Origin of the sequence: Halomonas dongshanensis (assembly GCF_024790395.1) — a bacterium.
GTDB lineage: Bacteria > Pseudomonadota > Gammaproteobacteria > Pseudomonadales > Halomonadaceae > Vreelandella > Vreelandella dongshanensis.
In genome coordinates, this window is the sequence record NZ_JAJISC010000008.1 from 1 (window position 1) to 21,191 (window position 21,191).

Below are 21,191 nucleotides of genomic sequence, written 5' to 3' on the forward strand. Positions count from 1 at the left end.
GTTCAACACCCTGGTAACTCCCTGACAAACCAAGACTTTTCAGTCTCATCACCGCCGGTGCGCTTGGCGTCCCCCGGCAGCGGATGCGTACTTTACGGATTACCCCCGGCCTTGGCAAGGGCTTTGTAAAATTATTTCACTTTGGTCGTTTCAGCATCGGGTTTGGCCTTACGCATCACGGCCAATACCGGGCCCGAGGCCACGTAGGCGCCAAACAGCAGCAGCAGCATGACCGAAGGCTCGACCGAGATCATCACAAAACCGAGCACGATCGCCAGCAGCACGACGAAGGGCACCGGCTTTTTGAAATCGATATCCTTGAAGCTGTAGTAGCGAATGTTGCTGACCATGAGGATGCCTGCAGCGCCTACCACGAAGAGCATCAAAAGCTTGAAGCCCACGGCGTCGGCATCGAAGCTATGAAAGGTCCAGACGCAGGCGGCCACCAAAGCCGCCGCCGAGGGGCTCGGCAGGCCAATGAACCACTTCTTGTCGACGCTGCCAATTTGAACGTTGAAGCGCGCCAAACGCAGCGCTGCGCAGGCCACATACAAAAACGCCACTACCCAGCCGGTCTTGCCGATGTCTTGCAAGATCCAGCTGAACGCCACCAGGGCCGGCGCCATACCGAACGAGATCATATCGGCGAGGCTATCGTACTCCGCGCCAAAGGCGCTTTGGGTATTGGTCATACGCGCCACGCGACCATCCAGGCCATCGAGCACCATGGCGATGAAGACCGCCACAGCTGCGGCGGTGAACTCGCCGTTGATCCCCGCGACCACGGCAAAGAAGCCCGAGAAGAGCGCCGAGGTCGTGAACAGATTGGGTAGTAGATAGATCCCTTTACGGCGAATTTTCTTGCCGTCTTCGACGGCCTCCTCCACCACCTCGGTATCGCGCAGAAAGGCAGCGGCAAGATCCTCTTCGCTGCGCCGCGAGGCCTCCTCCGCAGGGTGCACGGGCGGCGTGGTGGGCTCCTGGTCGCGGTTGTCCTGGGTCATATAAGCGTCATCCGTTGGCTTGAAGAAAGGGGATACCCCGTGATGATTTTCATTCTACACGCTGGCAAGGCCACGGCCACCGCTATCGCCACGGAGGCAGGACATAGCGATACAACCTAAAAACAAAACACAGACACAAAAAAAGCGGGGCGCGATAAACGCGCCCCGCCGATCGAACCTACTCGCGCTAGGCGAAATCAGTTCTTGGACTTGTCGACCAGCTGGTTGGCCGCGATCCACGGCATCATGCCGCGCAGCTTGGCACCCACCTGCTCGATTTCATGCTCGGCGTTCAAGCGGCGACGCGCGGTCATCGACGGGTAGTTGGAGTTGCCTTCGTTGATGAACATCTTGGCGTATTCACCGGTCTGGATACGCTTGAGCGCATTGCGCATGGCCGCACGCGACTCGTCATTGATGATTTCGGGGCCCGTCACGTACTCGCCGTACTCCGCATTGTTGGAGATCGAGTAGTTCATGTTGGCGATGCCGCCTTCGTACATCAAATCGACGATCAGCTTGAGCTCGTGGAGACACTCGAAGTAGGCCATTTCAGGCGCATAGCCCGCTTCGGTCAGGGTCTCGAAACCGGCTTTGACCAGCTCTACCGCACCACCGCAAAGAACCGCCTGCTCGCCGAAGAGATCGGTTTCGGTCTCGTCTTTGAAGGTGGTTTCGATGATGCCGCTGCGGCCGCCGCCGACACCAGCAGCGTAGGACAGCGCGAGCTCTTTGGCGCTACCGGAGGCATCCTGATGGATCGCGATCAGATCAGGAATACCGCCGCCTTTGACGAACTCGGAACGCACGGTATGACCCGGCGCCTTCGGCGCGATCATGATGACGTCGAGATCCTTACGCGGAGAGACCTGATTGTAGTGGATGTTGAAACCGTGAGCGAAGGCAAGCGTGGCGCCCTCTTTCAGGTTCGGTTCCACTTCGTTTTCGTAGATGGCCTTCTGGTTCTCGTCAGGGGCGAGAATCATGACCAGGTCGGCGTTTTTGCACGCTTCCGGCACGCTTGCCACTTTCAGGCCCGCCGCTTCGGCCTTGGCCGCAGAGGCAGAACCCTTACGCAGGGCGACGGTGACGTCGACGCCGGACTCTTTCAGGTTGTTGGCGTGGGCATGGCCCTGTGAGCCGTAACCGACGATAGTGACCTTCTTGGCCTGAATCAGCGAAAGGTCGCAGTCCTTGTCGTAATAAACGCGCATGGCAAGCTCCAAATAGCGTGGTGTCGTGATGGTACGGTTGTTGTCTGTGTCAGCGTTGATGGCCACCTGTGTCGTCTAGCGCGACACTAGGTCTCTGGCGTTGGGATCAACTCTACGCCGCCTCACCTGTTGCGTAAAACGCTATATTTGCAATCATACGTTTCTATTTATGAAATAATTGCTATCACACTTGTTCTCGCCGCTTCGAGGCTCTATGGACTTTCGCCTGTTCCAGCACTTTCTCGCCCTTTCAGAGTGTCTGCACTTTGGCCGCGCCAGCGAGCTTTGCCATGTCAGCCCCTCGACGCTTAGCCGCTCCATTCAGCAGTTGGAAAGCACGCTCGGCACTACGCTGTTCGAGCGCGACAACCGCCACGTCACTCTTACCGCCACCGGCACCGCCTTTCAGCACTATGCGCGCGAAGCCTTAGAGCAGTGGGAAAACCTCAAGCGCTCGCTCGCAAGCGAAGGCACCCAGCTAACTGGCGAGATCAGCATCTACTGCTCGGTGACCGCCAGCTACAGCTTCCTGTACGAGCTTTTGAGCGATTTTCGTCAGCAGCACCCCGGCATCGAGCTCAAGCTGCACACCGGCGACCCCGCCGACGCCATGAACCGCGTGCTCACCGGCGAAGACGACATGGCGATCACGCCTCGCCCGCGCATTCCGCCTCCGGCGCTTGCGTTCAAGTCGCTGACCCGCTCGTCGCTGGTCTTCATCGCCCCTTTCGCCGCCGAGCCTTGGCTGCCTAGCGCGCCAGAGAGCTCCACTGCCGAACAGTGGCAAAGCGTTCCCATGATTTTGTCGGAGGCGGGACTATCGCGGGAGTACGCCAACACCTGGTTCAAGGCGCTGGGCATCGCGCCGCGTATCTACGCCCAGGTGGCCGGGCACGAAGCGATCGTCAGCATGGTTGGGCTTGGCTTTGGGGTCGGCGTGGTGCCCAAGATCGTGCTCGACAACAGCCCGCTGGCCGAGCGCGTACAGATTCTCAACGTCAAACCCGAGCTGCCCTACTACGATGTCGGGCTCTGCGTGCTCAACCGACGTTTGAAGACACCGTTGACCGAGGCCCTTTGGGCTGCCGTCAGCGAGCGCCTGCCCTGAAGGCTTGCACCCTTTAGCCCCAACGAAAAAAAGCGCCGCCCTCGGCTGAGGGCGGCGCTCGCGTCTTTCGCGCACTTAGAGCGACAGCACCTTGTCGCCGCGCGCGATGCCGGAGACCCCGGTGCGAGCGACTTCAAGAACGCCGACCGGCGCCATGGCCTGGAGAAAGGCATCGAGCTTGCTGGCATCGCCGGTGATCTGCACGGTATAGAGACTCGGCGTCACGTCGACGATCTGCGCGCGGAAGATATCCACCGTGCGCTTGACCTCTTCGCGTGCTGCGCCCAGCGCCTTCACCTTCACCAGCATCAATTCGCGCTCGATGTGGTTGCCTTCGGTCAAATCGACCAGTTTGACCACGTCGATGAGCTTGTTCAGGTGCTTGGTGATCTGCTCCACCACCCGATCATCGCCAATGGTGGTGACGGTCAGGCGCGACAGCGACGGGTCGTCGGTGGGTGCGACGTTGAGCGTTTCGATGTTGAAGTTACGCTGCGAGAAGAGCCCGACCACCCGCGACAGCGCACCCGGTTCGTTTTCCAGCAGAATCGAGATGATATGTCGCATCAGGTACGCTCCGTTTTAGACAGCAGCATGTCGCGCATGGAGCCCAGCGGCACATGCATGGGATAGACGTGCTCGAAGGGGTCGACCTTGACGTCGAGGAACACCAACTCGTGTTTGTCGGCAAAGGCGCGCTCGAGCGCCGGTTCGAGCTCATCGAGCGTATTGACGGTGATCGCAGTAAAACCGTAGGCCTCGATCAGCATGTGGAAGTCCGGCAGCGACTCCATGTAGGAGTGAGCGTGGCGCGACTTGTAGTTCAAGTCCTGCCACTGGCGCACCATACCGAGCGACGCATTGTTGAGGTTGAGGATCTTGACCCCAATGCCGAACTGCTTACAGGTCGACAGCTCCTGCATCATCATCTGGAAACTGCCTTCACCGGTCACGCAGACGACGTGATCGTCGGGAAAGTTCAGCTTCACCCCCATGGCCGCCGGAAAGCCGAAGCCCATGGTGCCGAGCCCGCCGGAAGTGATCAAACGGTTAGGCTTGTCGAACTTGTAGTACTGCGCGGCGAACATCTGATGCTGACCCACATCGGTGGTGACGAAGGCTTCACCGCGGGTCACGCGGCATAGCGCCTCGATGGCCTCCTGCGGCTTGATCGCCTCATCCTTACGCGAAGGCTCGAAGAGCTTGCCTTCACGTTCAGCGCGCCAGCCGTCGATCTGGCGCCACCACTCGGTCAACGCCTGCTGATTGGGGTTCTCGCGCCCTTGGGTCAGACTGATCATCTCGTCGATGACGCTGGCCGCTGGCCCAACGATGGGCACGTCGGCACGTACGGTCTTGGAGACGGAGCTTGGGTCGACGTCGACGTGAATGATTTTCGCCGTCGGGCAGAACTTCGAGGTGTTGTTGGTCACCCGGTCGTCGAAGCGCGCGCCGATGGCGATGATCAAGTCGGCGTGGTGCATCGCCATGTTGGACTCATAGGAGCCATGCATGCCGAGCCAGCCCAAGCACTGCCTGTCGCTTTGCGGATAGGCGCCAATGCCCATGAGCGTGGTAGTAATCGGGTAGTCAAGCTTCTGCACCAGGCTTGTCAGCCCTTCGCTAGCCTGTCCTGTCACCACGCCACCGCCGGTATAGAACACCGGACGCTTGGCCTTGAGCATCAGCTCGACGGCCTTTTTGATCTGGCCGGTATGCCCGCGCGTGACCGGGTTGTAGGAGCGCATCCTGACCTTTTTCGGGTAGACGTACTCGTAGCGCTCGGTCGGCGCGGTCATGTCCTTGGGAATATCGACCACCACCGGGCCCGGACGGCCGCTCGCGGCCAGGTAGAAGGCCTTTTTCAGCACTTCCGGGATCTCGGAAGGGTGCTTGATCGAGAAGCTGTGTTTCACGATGGGCCGGGTCACGCCGACGATGTCGGTTTCCTGGAAGGCGTCGTCGCCGATCAGGTGGCTCATGACCTGACCGCAGAGCACCACCATCGGGATCGAATCCATGTAGGCGGTGGCAATGCCGGTGACCGCATTGGTCGCGCCGGGGCCGGAGGTGACCAGTACCACGCCCGGCTTGCCAGTCGCACGGGCGTAGCCGTCGGCGGCGTGGGTCGCAGCCTGTTCGTGACGCACGAGGATGTGCTTCACATCGTCTTGGCGAAACAGCGCATCGTAGATATGCAGCGCCGCGCCGCCGGGATAGCCATAGATGTACTCAACGCCCTCGTCTTTTAAGAAGCGGGCGATCATGTCTGCGCCGGAAAGCAATTCCACTGTGTTTCTCCCCTGGAGGTCTCGAGTGCGAGCTGCAGGCACGCCTGCAGTATCGAGTGCGGCGGTATGCCGCTGCCGATCACGTCGGCACCTGATGCCAAACCCTGGCATACGGCCCGGTTAGGGCCTGCACTCTCATCGGAAACGTCGCGCTTGAGCGCTTGAAGCCGCTTCCTGCACGGCGGTTTGCCGTGTCGGGGCGTTGGCCAGACCAGGCGGTTAGCCCAGGCCCGGAAGTCCTTCGGCGGGTAGAGGCACAACGCCTACCCTTCGCGCGGGGATAGGGGGTTACCCGTGGGTTCCGCGCCCGCAAATCAGGAGTCCCAAAGATTCCATTAGCCAACGAAGCTGTCAACCACGTCCTCGGGCAAACGCAACAAACGTCGTATTTTGCCGCTAAAAAAACCCCTTCGGCATCGCCGAAGGGGTTTTGGGTCACTTCGATTGCGCCAATCACCAGCGCATGCGGTATGCAGGTATCAGCTAAACACCAGCTTGCCCTCGTCGGCACGCACGTGAATGGTATCGCCCGGCGCGTATTTGCCCGCCAGAAGGTCTTGGGCCAGCGGGTTTTCGATGCGGCTTTGGATCGCGCGCTTGAGCGGGCGGGCGCCGAACACCGGATCAAAGCCTACCACTGCGAGCTGAGCCATGGCGTCCTCGCTGATATCGAGGCTCAAGCCGTGCTCGGCCAAACGCGCCTTCAGGCGTTCGAGTTGAATACCCGCAATTGCCTGGATCTGCTCTTGGCCCAAGGCGTGGAACACCACCACTTCGTCGATACGGTTGATCAGCTCAGGGCGGAAGTGGTTACCCACGACGGTCATTACCGCCTCTTTCATTGTCTCGTAGTCGCCCTCTTGGTCGGTGCCGGCTTCACCTCCCAAGCGCTGAATGACGTCGGAGCCCAGGTTGGAGGTCATCACGATCACGGTATTGCGAAAATCCACCGTGCGGCCCTGGCCATCGGTCAAACGGCCATCTTCGAGCACCTGTAACAGGATATTGAACACGTCCGGGTGAGCTTTCTCCACCTCGTCGAGCAGCAGCACCGAGTAGGGCTTGCGGCGCACGGCTTCGGTCAGGTAGCCCCCCTCTTCATAGCCCACGTAGCCGGGGGGCGCACCGATCAGACGCGCCACCGAGTGCTTCTCCATGAACTCGGACATATCGATGCGCACCATTGCCTCTTCGGTGTCGAAGAGGAAGGTCGCCAGCGACTTGCACAGCTCGGTCTTGCCCACCCCGGTCGGGCCGAGGAACAAAAACGAGCCGTTGGGCCGGTTGGGGTCGGCAAGCCCGGCGCGCGAGCGACGCACCGCATTGGCTACCGCTTCGACCGCCTCGTGCTGGCCGATGACGCGCTCGTGCAGCGCCTCTTCCATGCGCAAGAGCTTATCGCGCTCGCCCTCGAGCATTTTCGATACGGGAATACCGGTCCAGCGCGAAACGACTTCGGCGATCTCCTCTTCGGTGACGTTGGAGCGCAGCAGTTGGTGCTTGGTGGTATCCGCTTCGCCTTCGCCGCTCTCGGCGATCTTCTTCTCGAGTGCAGGAATCTTGCCGTACTGCAGCTCCGACATCCGCCCTAGGTCCCCCTGGCGGCGCGCCTGTTCGAGATCGATGCGCGCCTGTTCGAGCTCTGCCTTGAATTGCGCCGAGCCCTGGATGCTGGCCTTCTCCGCCTTCCAGATCTCGTCGAGGTCGGCGTATTCACGCTCGAGATCAAAAATGTGATCGTTGAGCGCTTCGAGGCGTTTCTTGGTCGCCTCGTCGGTCTCTTTCTTGAGCGCCTCGCGCTCCATCTTGAGCTGGATCAGGCGGCGATCGAGACGGTCCATCTCCTCGGGCTTGGAGTCGAGCTCCATGCGAATCCGTGAGGCGGCCTCGTCGATCAGGTCGATCGCCTTGTCCGGCAGTTGGCGGTCGGTGATGTAGCGCGTAGAGAGCTTGGCGGCTGCGATGATCGCGGAGTCGGTGATATCCACGCCGTGGTGCACTTCGTAGCGCTCTTTCAAGCCGCGCAGAATGGCCACGGTGTCCTCTTCACTCGGCTCGTCGACCAGCACCTTCTGGAAGCGGCGCTCGAGAGCGGCGTCCTTCTCGATGTACTGGCGGTACTCATCCAGCGTGGTGGCGCCTACGCAGTGCAGTTCGCCGCGAGCCAGGGCCGGTTTGAGCATATTGCCCGCGTCCATGGCGCCCTCGGCCTTACCCGCGCCCACCATGGTGTGAAGCTCATCGATGAACAGGATTACCCGCCCCTCTTCCTGGGAGAGCTCCTTGAGCACGGCTTTTAGGCGCTCCTCGAACTCGCCGCGGAACTTGGCCCCGGCGAGCAACGCGCCCATATCGAGCGACAGCACGCGCTTGTTCTTGAGCCCTTCCGGCACCTCGCCATTGACGATGCGCTGGGCAAGCCCTTCGACGATAGCGGTCTTACCTACGCCGGGCTCACCGATCAGCACCGGATTGTTCTTGGTGCGCCGCTGGAGTACCTGAATGGTGCGACGAATCTCGTCGTCGCGACCGATCACCGGATCGAGCTTGCCATCCAGCGCCCGTTCGGTCAGATCGAGGGTGTACTTATTGAGCGCTTCACGCTGGTCTTCGGCGTTGGGATCGTCGACGTTGGCGCCGCCGCGTAGGCTATCGATAGCGCTTTCGAGCACCTTGCGGCTAAGCCCGGCTTCCTTGAGCAGTTTGCTCACGCCGCCGCCCAGCTCCAGCGCCGCCAAGAGCACAAGCTCACTGGCAATGAACTGATCGCCACGCTTTTGCGCTTCGCGGTCGGTGAGGTTGAAGAGTTTGATGAACTCGCGCGAGGGCTGCACCTCGCCGGTGAACTGCCCTACCTTGGGCAGGTCATCGAGCTGCTGGGCGAGCGCGCTGCGAAGCTTGGCGCTCTGGCCTCCGGCCTTCTCGACCAATGCTTTAATGCCGGTCTCTTTGGTATCGACGAGCGCCAGCAGCAGGTGCGTAGGCTCCAGTTGATTATGCCCGCGGCCTACCGCCAGCGACTGAGCTTCGGCGATGGCGCTTTGCAGTTTGGCGGTGAATTTATCGAAACGCATAGTGTGTCCTCCAGGGATGGCGGCCCGTTCGGACAGGCCGCGTGACCCGAAACGTTGTCTGAGGAAGCGGCGAGAACGCACGCTCGCCATTGACAAGCCTCGCCATTGAAAGACTAAGTGGCGCCGATTTCTAACGTTTCAAGGGGAGAGACGATCAATCGAGCCAGATGACGCTCGCCATGCGTCCGGTTCTGCCGCCGTCGCGGCGGTAGGAGTAAAAGCGCGACTCGCAGGCCGTACAGAAATGGCCGCCGCTGATCTGGCTCACCCCAAGCGCCTCCAGGCGCAGGCGTGCCAGGCGGTAGAGATCGGCCATGTGGTGGCCTAGCCGGTAAGGGCTATGGTCGAACGCCTGATCGGCGTCAGGGTGCACGGCGACGAAGGCGTTGTAGACCTCCGGGCCCACCTCGAACTGTGCGTTGGAGATCGCCGGGCCCAGCCACACCAGCACCTCGGCGGGATCGGCGTTCATGCCCGCAACGGTCGCCTCGAGCACGCCGCTGGCAAGCCCGCGCCAGCCCGCATGGGCTACCGCCACCTGAGTGCCTGTGGCATCGCAGAAAAATACCGGCAGGCAGTCGGCGGTCATCACCACACAGGCGTAATCGCGGCTGGTGGCGATGGCAGCGTCCGCCTCGGGAGCGTGGGTTTGAAAGCTTTCGTGATAGCTCTGCTGCACCCTGGCGCTGTGGGTTTGGTTGAGCCACAGCAGCGGGCGCTCATCACCAAGCTCTTTTTGCAGCAGGCGACGGCAGAGCGCCACGTGGTCGGGATTGTCGCCAACGTGCGCGGCGGGATTGAAGGCGGCGAAGTCGCCTTGGCTCGGACCGGTCTCGCGCGTAGTGACGAAGGCCTTGACCGCGGCGGGAGCTGCCCAGTCGGGATGAATCAGCGTGGGTTTGAGATCGATGGCATCGCTCATTGCATGACCTCGCTATCCTCGCGCAGGTAATCCAGCAGCATGAGCAAATCATCCGGCAGGGACGCATAAAACGTCAGCGTCTCGCCGCTTCGCGGATGCACGAAACTGAGCTTACGCGCATGCAGCGCCTGACGCGGAAAGCCGCGCAAAAGCTCCTTGAGCGCGTCATCGGCGCCCGGCGGCAGCTTCGCCCGCCCGCTATAGAGCGGGTCCCCCACAAGCGGATAGCGAACGTGGGCCATATGCACGCGAATTTGGTGGGTACGCCCGGTTTCCAGGTTGCAGCGCACGTGGGTGTGCTTGCGAAAACGCTCGACCACGCGGTAGTGGGTCACCGCCGGTTTACCGCCCGACGTGACCGCCTGACGTTTACGATCCTTGGCGTGACGCCCAATGGGGGCATCGATCTTGCCCCCCGCCACCGGCGTGCCGATCACCACGGCGTCGTACTGACGCGATACCGTACGCGCCTGCAACTGCTCGACCAGCGTCGTTTGCGCAGGCAAGGTCTTGGCCACCATCATGAGTCCGGTGGTGTCCTTATCCAGGCGATGCACGATGCCCGCTCTGGGCACCTCGGCAAGCGCAGGGCTATGATGAAGCAGCGCGTTGAGCAACGTGCCATCCGGGTTGCCCGCAGCAGGATGCACCACAAGCCCCGCCGGTTTGTTGATCACCATGACGTCATCGTCCTCGAAGACGATATCCAGGGGAATGTCTTGCGCTTTGAAGCGCGTCTCTTCTTCGAGGGTGGCGTTGAGCGTCAAGAGTTCGTCGCCGTGGAGCTTGGCCTTGGGCTTTACCTTGGCGCCATCGACGGTGAGTTCGCCTGCGTTGATCCAGGCTTTCAGCCGCTCACGGGAGTAGTCGCTGAACAACTCTGCGGCCGCCTGGTCCAAGCGGCTGCCAGCCAGTGCAGGCGGGACTCGGTGAGAGGCTTCCACGATCCGAGGCATGGACAGGCTTCCTTCTAACGACCCGACGGGCTCGCGCTGGGACTGCGTTTTCCGCCGAGGTGATTTATAGTGGGCTGATTGCGACCCATTCTATCATTTCTAATTATGGCCATCGTCGCTTTTCGGTGATTGAGGCTTGTTTGCAACGAGGAAGATGATGCGCGTTTTTTCTGCTGCCAACCGCTTTGGCATTCTAGCCCTGAGCCTTGCCCTGCTGGCTGGCTGTGCCAGCAATAGCACCTCCGACGACGAGCAGGAGCCGGACGAGTTTGCCAACGTCGCCGAGCGCGAGCTCTACGAATTGGCGCGCACCGCGCTCGATACCAATCGCTACCCGCTGGCCATAGAGCGTTTGGAAGCGCTAGACACCCGCTATCCGTTCGGCCAACACGCCGAGCAAGCCCAGATCGAGCTGGTCTACGCCTACTACGAAAACCGCAACTGGGAAGAGGCACGCGCCGCAGCCAGTCGCTTCATCCGTCTGCATCCCGATCACCCTCAGGCCGACTACGCTTACTACCTGCGCGGTCTCTCCGCTTGGCAGGCCGGACGTTTCAGCCTTGAGCGCCTGCGCATGATCGACATTTCCAAGCGCGATCTCGGCGCTTCGCGCGATGCCTACAACGACTTCCGCGAGTTGATCCAGCGCTATCCGCAGAGCCAGTACGCCCCGGATGCCCAGCAGCGCATCGTCTATCTGCGCGAGTTGCTCGCCCGCCAAGAGCTCCACGTGGCCGACTACTACTTGCGCCGTGGCGCCTATCTCGCCGCCGTCGAGCGTGGCCGCTGGGTGATCGAGCATTACCCCGAGTCCAACGCCACCCGCGATGCGCTGGCCACCATGGTCGAGGGCTACCAGGGCTTGGGCATGCGCGACCGCGCCCAGGAAGTGCTGGCGGTGCTGCGCGAAAACGACCCTAACCACGAGCAGCTGCAAAATGGCCGCTTCGTGCCCAAGCATCTGGGGCGCGATAGCTGAGGCAATAGCCAAGCTGAATACGCGCTACCCAAACGCCAAAACGCCCTGCCGGAGTCGATTCCGGCAGGGCGTTTTGCTAAGTGGCGTAAGCGGCTACCGCCTTGGTCAGTCGCCGGGCTGCCAGCCATTGACGATGGGGTAACGGCGGTCACGGCCAAAGCCGCGCGGGGTGACGCGAACGCCCACTGGCGCCTGACGGCGCTTGTATTCGCAGCGGTCGACCAGCTTGACCACCAGATAGACGTCCTCGCGGGCGAACCCGGCCGCGATGATCGCTTCGGCGCTCATGTCGCCTTCGATATAGCGCGCCAGGATAGCATCGAGCACGTCGTAGCCTGGCAGCGAATCGCTATCCTGCTGACCGGGGGCAAGTTCGGCGCTTGGCGGCCGGGTAATGACCCGCTCAGGGATAGCCAACGACTGGGTATTGCGCCAGCGCGCCAAGCGGTAGACCCAGGTCTTGTAGACGTCCTTCAGCGCGTTGTAGCCGCCCACCATGTCGCCGTAGAGCGTGGCATACCCCACCGCCATCTCGCTCTTGTTGCCGGTGGTCAGCACCATCAGTCCTTTCTTGTTGGAGATCGCCATCAGCAGCACGCCGCGACAGCGCGACTGCAAATTCTCCTCGGTGGTATCGCGCTCGGTACCGGCAAAGCTCTCGGCAAGCGTAGCGGTGAAGGCCTCGACCATAGGCTCGATGGGCAGGATGTCATAGCCCACGCCGAGAAGCTTGGCCTGCTCGGCGGCGTCTTCGCGGGAAATGTCGGCGGTGTAGTGGTAAGGCATCATCACCGCGTGGACGCGCTGAGGCCCCAGCGCATCTACTGCAATCGCCAGCGACAGCGCCGAGTCGATACCGCCGGAAAGCCCCAGCACCACGCCTTTGAAACCGCTCTTGTTGACGTAGTCGCGCACGCCCGTCACCAGCGCGCAGTAAAGGCTCTCTTCGGCCTCGACGTCGGGTTCGATCTCACCGGCCTGGGGCGCCCAGGTCGACGCGCTGGTTTGCAGCAGTTGAACCGGCATCAGGCCCGCCTGCCAGTAGGGTGCCAGCACCTTGAGTTCGCCCTGGGCATCGACGCAGCAGGAGCCACCGTCGAAGACCAGCTCATCCTGGCCGCCGATGGTGTTGACGTAGATCAGCGGCCGGTCGAACTCATTGGCGCGCTGTTCGAGCAGGCGGCGGCGCTCGCTGGGCTTGTCCTGGTGGTAGGGCGAGGCGTTGAGGCTGACCAGCACCTCGGCGCCAGCCTCGACGGCGGCGTTGATGGGTACGCCGTCCCAGATGTCCTCACAGATAAGGATGCCGAGCTTGGCGCCCTTATGCTCATAGACCAGCGGCGCGGCGCCAGGCGTGAAGTAGCGCTGCTCGTCGAAAACCTGATAGTTGGGCAGCGCCTGCTTGGCGTATTCGGCCTCCCACTGGCCGTTATAGAGCACACCGGCAAGGTTGTAGCAGCGCCCTTCGCGCACGCCGGGATAGCCGATGATAACCAGAACGTCGCGTGCGACCTTCTCGGCCATCAGCGCCCGCGCCTCGCGCAGGCGCGTCTCCATCGAGGCGCGCAGGAGTAAATCCTCTGGCGGATAGCCCGAAAGAAATAGCTCGGGAAACACCACGATGTCCGCCCCATGCTCGATTCGCGCCTCGCGCACCGCCTCGATGGCGCGCGCGGCGTTACCGGGAATGTCACCCACCAAGGGGTCGAGTTGGGCCATGACCAGCGTTAAATCTTGCATGGGCGTTCAAATCTCTCGAAAATCATTGATACGTTGAGGGTCACCATAGCGCATTGTCCCGCATGGGTCGCCGGGGAGCAAAATTTGCCGCGGTGCGCTGGGAGTGCATAAGGATGAATTTGTTGATTATTCGGTTGATCATTTTTGCCGTCGTCTTCTTCGTCGGCCTCAAGCTCTATGGCCGCTACCGCCAGTGGCAGCACGACCGCCAAGCGCTCGAGCACGCTCGCAAGCGCCACGAAGGCGGTCAGATGGTGCGCTGCCAGTGGTGCGACGTTCACGTGCCCGAAAGCGAGGCGCTACGTGCCGAGGGGCGCTGGTTCTGCTCAAGCGCCCATCGCGACCGCTACGCCAACGAGCGCGCAAGCGACGACCGCCCCTCCAACCGGTAAGGGCTAGGGTCGATCAAGGGCGTACGCCCAAGCAGTAAATCCACCAAGAGATGCGTCGACGCGGGCGCCAGCACCAAGCCATTGCGGTAGTGCCCGGCGTTGACGTAGAGATTTTCCCACCCTGGCACCGCGCCGATGAAGGGCACGCCATCCGGCGAGCCCGGCCGCAGCCCCGCCCAGTGATGCGCCACGCTATAGTGCGCAAGCGCCGGAACGATATCCGCCGCGCTCGCCATGAGCGACGCCCGCGCCTCGGCATCGGTCGACTTATCGAAGTCGGCCTCTTCCAGGGTCGAGCCTACCAGCAGCAGGCCATCGGCACGGGGGATGACGTAGCGTCCGTCTTTCAGCACTACGCGGCTAACAAGCCCCGGCGGCGTTTGGTAAGCAATCATCTGCCCCTTCACCGGACGCACTGGAAGGCCAACGCCCACCTTGGCCAAAAGCTCTGCCGCCCAGGCGCCACCACAGACGATCACACTCCCGGCACTTAACCTGCCCTGTTCGGTGGTCACGCCCTCGACGCGCCCGGCATGGATGATGAACCCCGTGACGCTGCACTGCTCGACGAGGGTGACCTGCGCCATGGCCTCGAGCCGCGCGCGCAGCGCCTGACCAAGCCGCGGATTGCGTACGCTGCCAAGGGTCGGCATCCACAGCGCCTGATCGCCCTCGGGGTTGGCCTCGGGCTCCTTGGCGGCGACGACATCGCGCCCCACCCGCTCAAGCGGCACACCGCGCTCACGCGCCCAGGGCAGCGCCCGTTCGGGATCATCGACGTTGAGATAGAGCAGCCCGCGCTGGCGATACTCGGGGCTGATCCCGGTCTCCTCCTCTAAACGCAGCGAGAGCGTTGGGTAGGCGCCTTCCGACCAGCGCGATAGCGCAGAAACCGGCGCCGAATAACGCCAGGGGTAGAGCGGTGATACAATCCCGCCACCGGCCCAGGAGGCCTCACGGCCGCAGCGCCCGCGCTCGATGAGCGTCACCCTTTGGCCTGCATCGGCCAGCTGTAGCGCCGTCATCATGCCGATGACGCCTCCGCCTACAATCAAAAAATCGCTCACACTTCCTCCCCATGCTGGCCGCGCCGCCGAGCATCCCGACAGACCGCGAAGAGAGTGAGCATACCGGCCCAGGAGAAAGAATGCAGCGATCGATAGCGCCTCCGTCTTGGCGCGCCACGGGCGGCTTCACCCTGCTCGAACTCATGATCGTGGTGCTGCTGGTGGGAATTCTCGCCCAGTGGGTGCTCCCCGCGCTCAGTGGGGTGAGCGAGCGTAACGCCCTGCGCGCCGAAACCAGCCGCCTGCAAAGCGCACTAACGCTTGCTCGACATACTGCCATCACCCGACAAACGCCGGTCACCGTGTGCCCCACCAACGCCGAACGAAGCCACTGCACCTCGCAGTGGAGCGCTGCGCTATTAGTGATGACAGGCGACGTCAGCGGCGCCGTCAGCGCAGAGGATATTGTGCGTGTTTTTCCCGCCGGGAGCGGCACGCAGACGCGCTACCGCACGGATCGCAACCGGGTGCGCTATAGCCGTATTGGCCACACAAGCGGCTTCAACGGCAGCTTTACGGTTTGCCCACAGAAGACGAGCGCCGATACCATGGGGCAGGCACTGATTTTGAGCCGGTATGGGCGCCTACGCAGCGCGCCCGAGGCAGTAAGCTGCTCCGGGCGCGATTAAGACCGATCGGTCGATGGCGATAAGGCGCTTACCCTGCGCGTTAGACGTCACTCAGGCTATCGAGATAGCGCTCGGCGTCCAGTGCCGCCATGCAGCCGCTTCCGGCCGAGGTGATCGCCTGGCGGTAGACGTGGTCCATGACGTCGCCGCAGGCGAACACACCGGGCACGCTGGTGGCCGTGGCGTTGCCTTCGAGCCCTGACTTCACCTTGATATAGCCGCCGTTCATCTCCAGCTGCCCAGCGAAGATACCAGTATTGGGCGTATGGCCGATGGCGATGAAGAGCCCCGGCGCCTTGATCTCTTTGGTGCTGCCATCCTGGGTCGACTTCAAACGCACGCCGGTCACGCCGCTCTGATCCCCCAGCACCTCGTCGAGCTCCTGGAACCACTCGACGGCCATCTGCCCGGATTCCACTTTCTCGAACAGTTTGTCCTGCAGAATTTTCTCTGCCCGTAGCGTATCGCGACGGTGTACCAAAGTGACTTTGGAGGCGATGTTGGAGAGATAGAGCGCCTCTTCTACCGCGGTGTTACCACCCCCCACCACGACGACCTCCTGGTTGCGGTAGAAAAATCCGTCGCAGGTGGCACAGGCCGAAACACCCTGGCCCATGAACTGCTGCTCGGATTCGAGCCCCAAGTAGCGGGCGCTGGCGCCGGTAGCAACGATCAGCGCATCGCAGGTATAGGTGCCGCTATCGCCTTTCAGAGTGAAGGGCTTCTCACCCAAAGCGACTTCGTTGATGTGATCGAACAGCACCTCGGTGTTGAAACGCTCGGCGTGGCGCTGCATGCGCTCCATCAGCTCAGGGCCCTGCACTCCCTCGGCGTCGCCCGGCCAGTTGTCGACGTCAGTAGTGGTGGTCAACTGGCCGCCAGCCTGCATACCGGTGATCAGTAGCGGCTTGAGGTTGGCGCGCGCGGCATAAACGGCCGCCGTGTAACCGGCAGGGCCTGAGCCGAGAATAATCAGACGTTCGTGACGAGTTTCCATGGCACTACCTTAAAAAAACGAATCGATGATGGAGGCGGCGATGCGCGGACAATATCGGCCGCCTGCTTGAAACGGGCGCGGTTTGGACCCATGTTTTCTTAGCCCGGGTCAGATACGCTGCAGCGTCCTGTGTCGTCATCACAGAGTTGGGCCATACTTATACAAAGACAGTGACCGTCGCACCTCGCGCAATGTATCGCAATGAGAGGAGAATCGCATGAGCACCACCCCAGATACCCTCCAAACGCTGGATATCGGCAGCCAGTCATACCACTACTACAGCCTGCCCGAAGCCGCCCACACGCTGGGCAACATCGACCGACTCCCCAAGACGCTCAAGATTCTACTCGAAAACCAGCTGCGTTTCGCGGATGACGAGAGCGTTGCGCGTGAGGACATGCAGGCGCTGGTCGACTGGCAGCAAGAGGGCCGCTCGGATCGCGAGATTGGCTATCGCCCGGCGCGCGTGCTGATGCAGGACTTCACTGGCGTGCCCGGGGTGGTCGATCTCGCCTCGATGCGCGCCGCAGTAGAGAAGCTTGGCGAAGACCCCGCGCGCATCAACCCGCTCTCCCCGGTCGATCTGGTCATCGACCACTCGGTGATGGTCGACAAGTTCGGCAACGCCACCGCCTTCGAGGAGAACGTCGAGATCGAGATGCAGCGCAACCGCGAACGCTACGAGTTTTTGCGCTGGGGTCAGAAGGCCTTCGACAACTTCAGCGTAGTACCGCCCGGCACCGGCATCTGCCACCAAGTCAACCTTGAGTACCTGGGTCGCGCGGTATGGACCAAAAAAGAGGACGGTAAGCAGTTCGCCTACCCCGACACTCTAGTGGGCACCGACTCGCACACCACCATGATCAACGGCCTGGGCGTACTTGGCTGGGGCGTTGGCGGCATCGAAGCCGAAGCCGCCATGCTGGGGCAGCCGGTATCGATGCTGATTCCCGAAGTCATCGGCTTCAAGCTCACCGGCAAGCTCAAGGAGGGCATCACCGCCACCGACCTCGTACTCACCGTGACCGAGATGCTGCGCAAGAAAGGGGTGGTGGGTAAGTTCGTTGAGTTCTACGGCGACGGCCTGAAGGACTTGCCGCTTGCCGACCGGGCTACCATCGCCAACATGGCCCCCGAGTACGGCGCCACCTGCGGTTTCTTCCCGGTCGATGACGAAACCCTCAACTACATGCGATTGACCGGCCGCGACGACGATCAGATTGCCCTGGTCGAAGCCTACTGCAAGACGCAAGGGCTGTGGCGCGAGCCCGGCGACGAGCCAATCTTTTCCGATACCCTACATCTGGACATGGGTGAGGTCGAGGCCAGCCTCGCTGGTCCTAAACGCCCGCAGGACCGTGTCGCGCTCAAGGACATGGCCACTACCTTCGCCAAGGTGATGGAGGACGACGGCAAGAGCCTCCCCTCTACTGAAACCGGCAAGCTCTCCTCCGAAGGCGGCCAAACCGCCGTAGGCATCGACCGCAGCTTCGATCACAACGATAGTCAAGACGTCACCTTCGATGGCCGCTCTTTTCGCCTCAACCCTGGCGCGGTGGTGATTGCCGCCATTACCTCATGCACCAACACCTCCAACCCCAGCGTGATGATGGCCGCAGGCCTTTTAGCGCGTAAGGCACGCGAGAAGGGACTGACCACCAAGCCCTGGGTCAAGACCTCGCTCGCCCCTGGCTCCAAAGTGGTAACCGAGTACCTCGCCGCCGCCGAGCTGGACGACGACCTCGACGCGCTGGGCTTCAACCTGGTCGGCTACGGCTGCACCACCTGTATCGGTAACTCGGGTCCGCTGCCTGAAGCCATCGATAAGGCCATCACCGCCGGAGATCTCACCGTCGCCTCGGTACTTTCGGGTAACCGCAACTTCGAAGGCCGCGTGCATCCGCTGGTCAAGACCAACTGGCTGGCCTCTCCGCCTCTGGTGGTTGCCTACGCCCTGGCGGGTAACGTGCAGTGCGACCTGACCAAAGACCCGCTCGGTGAAGACAGCGACGGCAAACCGGTCTACCTCAAGGACATCTGGCCCTCTCAGGCCGAGATCGCCCAGGCGGTCGAGAAGGTCAACACCGAGATGTTCCGCAAGGAGTACGGCGCCGTTTTCGAAGGCGACGAGACATGGAAAGCCATCAAGGTGCCCGATAGCCAAGTCTACGAGTGGCCGGAATCCACCTACATCCAGCACCCGCCTTTCTTCGACGGCATGGGCCGCGAGCCCGACCCCATCGAAGACGTCCACGACGCCCACATCCTCGCCATGCTCGGCGACTCGGTCACCACCGACCACATCTCACCGGCCGGTTCGATCAAGCCCGACAGCCCCGCTGGACGCTACTTACAGGAGCACGGCGTCAAACCGGTCGACTTCAACTCTTACGGCTCGCGGCGTGGTAACCACGAGGTGATGATGCGCGGCACCTTCGCCAACGTGCGGATCAAAAACGAGATGCTCGATGGCGTCGTGGGTGGCGAAACGCGTCACGTACCCAGCGGCGAGCAGATGGCCATCTATGATGCAGCGATGAAGTATCAGGAGCAGAAAACGCCGCTGGTGGTGATTGCGGGCAAGGAGTACGGCACCGGCTCCAGCCGTGACTGGGCGGCCAAGGGCACGCGCCTGCTCGGCGTTCGCGCCGTCATCGCCGAATCCTTCGAGCGTATTCACCGCTCCAACCTGATCGGCATGGGCGTGGTACCGCTACAGTTCCCCGAAGGTGAGGACCGCAAGAGCCTGAGATTGACCGGCGACGAGACGATTTCGATCTCGGGATTGGACGCGCTAACGCCGGGTGGCAACGTCAAGGTGACGATCAAAAACGCCGAGGGCGAGCGTAGCGTTGACGCCAAGTGCCGAATTGATACGGCAAATGAGATGGCTTACTACCACCATGGTGGTATCCTTCACTACGTGCTGCGCAAGATGATCGGCGCAGCCTAAGCAACACTCCCAATGCTTGCGCGCCCCCACCTTTGGTGGGGGCTTTTTTATGCGCTGAGTTATATAGATGCTACAAGTAGGCGCTTACACCGCGCGGCGGCGATAGGTGCGGTAGTCCGGCGACCAGCTGGCCTTTTCGATGTTCTCGCGCAGCGTGGTGCCGCTGGTGGTCAGCGCCACGCCGTTGTGCTGCGCCGTGGCCGCCACTTCGAAGGCGATGGCCTTACTGATCTCGCGGATGCGCGAAAGCGGCGGTAGCAGCGCCCCCTTGCCCTCTTTGACCAACGGCGCTTCGCGCGCCAGGGCCCGAGAGGCGCTCATCAGCATCTCATCGGTGATACGGCTGGCGTTGGCGGCAACGACCCCAAGGCCAATGCCGGGGAAGATGTAGGCGTTGTTGCACTGAGCGATCGGGTAGGTACGACCGTTGTAAACCACCGGCGCGAAGGGGCTGCCGGTAGCGACCAGCGCCTGACCGTCGGTCCAGCGAATGACGTCTTCCGGAGTGGCCTCGGCCTGGGAGGTGGGGTTGGAGAGCGGCATGATGACCGGGTGCTCGCAGCCCGCGTGCATGGTCCGCACGACCTGCTCAGTGAAGATGCCTTTCTGCCCACATACGCCGATCAAGACGGTCGGCTTCATCTGAGCGATGGTCTCTTCCAAGCCCTGACCGTTCCAGCTAGCCACCAACGCAGGGTCGTGGGCCAGGCGGCGCTGGAAATCGCGCTGCCAGCTCTGATCGCTGGTCATCAAACCTTCGCGGTCGATGATAAAGATACGCGCCCGCGCTTCGGCCTCGCTCAAGCCTTCGGCCTGCATGGCGACCACCACCTGCTCGGCAATGCCGCAGCCGGCCGAGCCGCCACCAACGAACACCACGCGCTGGCTGGCGATGGTCTCCTCACGGGCCTGACAGGCCGCCATCAGCGTACCCACCACGACCGAAGCGGTGCCCTGGACGTCGTCGTTGAAGCAGCACAGCTCATCGCGATAGCGCTCGAGCAGCGGCACGGCATTGGCCTGGGCGAAGTCTTCGAACTGCAACAATACGTTGGGCCAGCGGCGCTTCACTGCGGCGACGAAATCGGCCATGAAGGCGTCGTACTCTTCCTGGCCGATACGCTCGTGGCGCCAACCCATGTACATGGGGTCTTCGAGTAGCGACTGATTGTTGGTGCCCACGTCGATCATGATCGGCAGCGTGTAGGCCGGGCTGATACCGCCACAGGCGGTGTACAGCGCCAGCTTGCCGATGGGAATACCCATGCCGCCGATGCCCTGGTCGCCAAGGCCGAGAATACGCTCGCCGTCGGTCACCACCACGACCTTGACGTTGTCCTTGGTGGCGCTGCGCAGCATATCATCCATATGCTCGCGGTCCGGGTAGCTGATGAAAAGCCCCCGGTGGTTGCGATAGATGTTGGAAAACTCCTGACACGCCTTACCTACGGTAGGGGTGTAGATGATCGGCAGCATCTCTTCGAGATGCTCGGAGACCAGGCGGAAATAGAGGGTTTCGTTATCGTCCTGAATGGCGCGTAGAAAGATATGGCGGTCCAGATCGCTATGACACTGCTGATATTGGCGATAGCTGCGCTCGAGCTGGTCGTCGATGGTCTCGACCTTTTGCGGCAGCAGGCCAATGAGATTGAAGGCGACTCGCTCCTCCTGAGTAAACGCGCTGCCTTTGTTCAATAGCGGCATCTCGAGTAGGGAAGGACCGGCGTAAGGAATGTATAAGGGGCGTTTGCTCTGCGTCATGGGCATCTCTTCTCATCCATCGCTGCTGCAGCGCAGCAATTTCAAGCGTTTACGGTTATATGAAACTAATGTACCACGCGTGTAGAGCAAAGGTGGCACAGACA

At 61.9% G+C, this 21,191-nt stretch carries 16 protein-coding genes; 5 read left to right on the plus strand and 11 right to left on the minus strand.

What is annotated here, in order from left to right:
- Window positions 1-131: 131 nt before the first annotated feature.
- Both pssA and ilvC read right to left on the minus strand, forming a co-directional pair.
- Window positions 132-1,004 (minus strand): CDP-diacylglycerol--serine O-phosphatidyltransferase, encoded by an 873-nt coding sequence (pssA, locus tag LLY24_RS15595; protein ID WP_259037230.1) that lies wholly within the window; start codon window positions 1,002-1,004, stop codon window positions 132-134.
- 197 nt (window positions 1,005-1,201) lie between these two features.
- Window positions 1,202-2,218, minus strand: coding sequence for a ketol-acid reductoisomerase (ilvC, locus tag LLY24_RS15600; protein WP_259037231.1), 1,017 nt, complete (start codon window positions 2,216-2,218; stop codon window positions 1,202-1,204).
- 214 nt (window positions 2,219-2,432) lie between these two features.
- Between ilvC and ilvY the strand changes: the two genes are divergently transcribed.
- A complete protein-coding gene (gene ilvY, locus LLY24_RS15605; RefSeq protein WP_259037232.1) occupies window positions 2,433-3,326 on the plus strand; it encodes an HTH-type transcriptional activator IlvY in 894 nt (297 codons plus the stop codon).
- 75 nt (window positions 3,327-3,401) lie between these two features.
- On the opposite strand, the gene ilvN is transcribed toward ilvY, so the two are convergent.
- The 5 genes from ilvN to rluD form a co-directional block, all read right to left on the minus strand.
- A complete protein-coding gene (ilvN, locus tag LLY24_RS15610) occupies window positions 3,402-3,893 on the minus strand; it encodes an acetolactate synthase small subunit (protein WP_259037233.1) in 492 nt (163 codons plus the stop codon).
- Window positions 3,893-5,617 (minus strand): acetolactate synthase 3 large subunit, encoded by a 1,725-nt coding sequence (locus tag LLY24_RS15615; protein ID WP_259037234.1) that lies wholly within the window; start codon window positions 5,615-5,617, stop codon window positions 3,893-3,895. The genes ilvN and LLY24_RS15615 overlap by 1 nt, the downstream gene beginning before the upstream one ends.
- Window positions 5,618-6,096: 479 nt before the next feature.
- The gene (gene clpB, locus LLY24_RS15620; protein ID WP_259037235.1) at window positions 6,097-8,691 is read right to left on the minus strand and encodes an ATP-dependent chaperone ClpB; all 2,595 of its coding nucleotides are present in this window, start codon (window positions 8,689-8,691) and stop codon (window positions 6,097-6,099) included.
- A gap of 154 nt (window positions 8,692-8,845) precedes the next feature.
- Window positions 8,846-9,613 carry a peptidoglycan editing factor PgeF gene (gene pgeF / locus LLY24_RS15625; protein ID WP_259037236.1) on the minus strand — a complete coding sequence of 256 codons (768 nt, stop codon included), beginning with the start codon at window positions 9,611-9,613 and terminating at the stop codon, window positions 8,846-8,848.
- Window positions 9,610-10,569 carry a 23S rRNA pseudouridine(1911/1915/1917) synthase RluD gene (rluD, locus tag LLY24_RS15630; RefSeq protein ID WP_259037237.1) on the minus strand — a complete coding sequence of 320 codons (960 nt, stop codon included), beginning with the start codon at window positions 10,567-10,569 and terminating at the stop codon, window positions 9,610-9,612. Before rluD ends, pgeF begins: the two co-directional genes overlap by 4 nt.
- 157 nt (window positions 10,570-10,726) lie before the next feature.
- Between rluD and LLY24_RS15635 the strand changes: the two genes are divergently transcribed.
- Window positions 10,727-11,548 (plus strand): outer membrane protein assembly factor BamD, encoded by an 822-nt coding sequence (locus tag LLY24_RS15635; protein WP_259037238.1) that lies wholly within the window; start codon window positions 10,727-10,729, stop codon window positions 11,546-11,548.
- Between the two features lie 105 nt (window positions 11,549-11,653).
- Here the strand turns inward: LLY24_RS15635 and LLY24_RS15640 are convergent, their stop codons facing one another.
- A complete protein-coding gene (locus LLY24_RS15640) occupies window positions 11,654-13,288 on the minus strand; it encodes an NAD+ synthase (RefSeq protein WP_259037239.1) in 1,635 nt (544 codons plus the stop codon).
- A 113-nt stretch (window positions 13,289-13,401) separates the two neighbouring features.
- Between LLY24_RS15640 and LLY24_RS15645 the strand changes: the two genes are divergently transcribed.
- The gene (locus tag LLY24_RS15645; protein ID WP_259037240.1) at window positions 13,402-13,680 is read left to right on the plus strand and encodes a PP0621 family protein; all 279 of its coding nucleotides are present in this window, start codon (window positions 13,402-13,404) and stop codon (window positions 13,678-13,680) included.
- Here LLY24_RS15645 and thiO read toward each other — a convergent pair.
- Window positions 13,635-14,789 carry a glycine oxidase ThiO gene (thiO, locus tag LLY24_RS15650; RefSeq protein WP_345799662.1) on the minus strand — a complete coding sequence of 385 codons (1,155 nt, stop codon included), beginning with the start codon at window positions 14,787-14,789 and terminating at the stop codon, window positions 13,635-13,637. The two genes, LLY24_RS15645 and thiO, sit on opposite strands and share 46 nt — an antisense overlap.
- Window positions 14,790-14,827: 38 nt before the next feature.
- On the opposite strand from thiO, the gene LLY24_RS15655 reads away from it, so the two are divergent.
- Window positions 14,828-15,376, plus strand: a complete 549-nt coding sequence (locus tag LLY24_RS15655) for a GspH/FimT family pseudopilin (RefSeq protein WP_259037242.1) — start codon at window positions 14,828-14,830, stop codon at window positions 15,374-15,376.
- Window positions 15,377-15,416: 40 nt separating this feature from the next.
- Here LLY24_RS15655 and trxB read toward each other — a convergent pair whose 3' ends face one another.
- The gene (gene trxB, locus LLY24_RS15660; RefSeq protein ID WP_259037243.1) at window positions 15,417-16,373 is read right to left on the minus strand and encodes a thioredoxin-disulfide reductase; all 957 of its coding nucleotides are present in this window, start codon (window positions 16,371-16,373) and stop codon (window positions 15,417-15,419) included.
- A 217-nt stretch (window positions 16,374-16,590) separates the two neighbouring features.
- Here trxB and acnA point away from each other — a divergent pair, with 217 nt between their 5' ends.
- Window positions 16,591-19,326: an aconitate hydratase AcnA gene (gene acnA, locus LLY24_RS15665; protein ID WP_259037244.1), complete on the plus strand. Its 2,736-nt coding sequence runs from the start codon at window positions 16,591-16,593 to the stop codon at window positions 19,324-19,326.
- 84 nt (window positions 19,327-19,410) lie between these two features.
- On the opposite strand, the gene LLY24_RS15670 is transcribed toward acnA, so the two are convergent.
- The gene (locus tag LLY24_RS15670) at window positions 19,411-21,087 is read right to left on the minus strand and encodes an NAD-dependent malic enzyme (protein WP_259037245.1); all 1,677 of its coding nucleotides are present in this window, start codon (window positions 21,085-21,087) and stop codon (window positions 19,411-19,413) included.
- Between the last annotated feature and the right edge of the window lie 104 nt (window positions 21,088-21,191).